Origin of the sequence: Stenotrophomonas sp. PS02300 (assembly GCF_029959395.1) — a bacterium.
Taxonomy (GTDB): Bacteria; Pseudomonadota; Gammaproteobacteria; order Xanthomonadales; family Xanthomonadaceae; genus Stenotrophomonas; species Stenotrophomonas maltophilia_AD.
In genome coordinates, this window is the sequence record NZ_JASCOP010000252.1 from 1 (window position 1) to 1,077 (window position 1,077).

1 protein-coding gene and 2 rRNA genes are annotated in these 1,077 nt (G+C 60.8%); all 3 read left to right on the forward strand.

Going from position 1 to position 1,077, the window contains the following annotated elements; genetic code table 11:
• Positions 1-3 precede the first annotated feature (3 nt).
• Positions 4-118 (forward strand): 5S ribosomal RNA (gene rrf / locus QMX79_RS20785).
• 158 nt (positions 119-276) lie between these two features.
• Positions 277-391, forward strand: a 5S ribosomal RNA gene (gene rrf / locus QMX79_RS20790).
• Positions 392-594: 203 nt separating this feature from the next.
• Positions 595-999, forward strand: coding sequence for a transposase (locus QMX79_RS20795; protein ID WP_282248466.1), 405 nt, complete (start codon positions 595-597; stop codon positions 997-999).
• The last annotated feature ends 78 nt before the right edge of the window (positions 1,000-1,077 follow it).

Below are 1,077 nucleotides of genomic sequence, written 5' to 3' on the forward strand. Positions count from 1 at the left end.
CTCCCTGGTGAAATTAGCGCTGTGGAACCACCCGATCCCATCCCGAACTCGGAAGTGAAACGCAGCTGCGCCGATGGTAGTGTGGCTCAAGCCATGCGAGAGTAGGTCATCGCCAGGGTTTACACCCCGAAAACCCCGCTGCAGATGCAGTGGGGTTTTCCTTTTTTTGCAAGCCCCCGCTTTTCGGGAGTCTGCACCGGTAGCACACGACCGTCGGTCGTGTGACACGGGAGACAAGAATGCTGAGCTGGCGCACCGCGCTGCTCCAACCGTCTCTCTGGTGAAATTAGCGCTGTGGAACCACCCGATCCCATCCCGAACTCGGAAGTGAAACGCAGCTGCGCCGATGGTAGTGTGGCTCAAGCCATGCGAGAGTAGGTCATCGCCAGGGTTTACACCCCAAAACCCCGCTGCTCACGCAGCGGGGTTTTTTCTTTTCCGCATCGGCCGTTTTCCCGACATCACGTTGCACGCGGTTCCTGCACCCCCATACGCAATTGCCGGATACTGCCCGCTACGGGTAAATACCACCCTGTGGGCATGTCCAGCTCACGTCTCCTCATCGGCCGCCGCTCCATCCAAGGCGCCTCCTACATGCTCACCACTACCGTGGCCGACCGCCAACGCATCTTCATTGATGACGCCACGGTGGAATGCGTCATCGAAGCCCTGCGTTGCTCAGACCGTGAAAAGCGTTCGCGCACGCTCGCCTGGGTGGTCATGCCTGACCATGTCCATTGGCTGATGCAACTGGGCAACGGCAACATCAGCCGGTGCATGCAGGCGTTCAAATCCCGCTCCTCGCGCGCAGTGAATCTGCACCGAGGCGGCGAAGGGGCCTTGTGGCAACGCGGGTTCTACGATCATTGCGTGCGCTCCGACGAATCCCTGCTCGCCCAGGCCGACAACCTGATGCAGAACCCGGTTCGTTCGGGACTCGCTACAAAGGTAGGCGAGTACCCGTATTGCTGGACGCGGTGGCCCTCCGCTACCGAGTGACCCCCAAAAAAGAAGCGGCGCCCAAGGCGCCGCGTGCGTTCAACCAGCGCTGTGGGGCAGGCTTACTTAGCAGCCGGG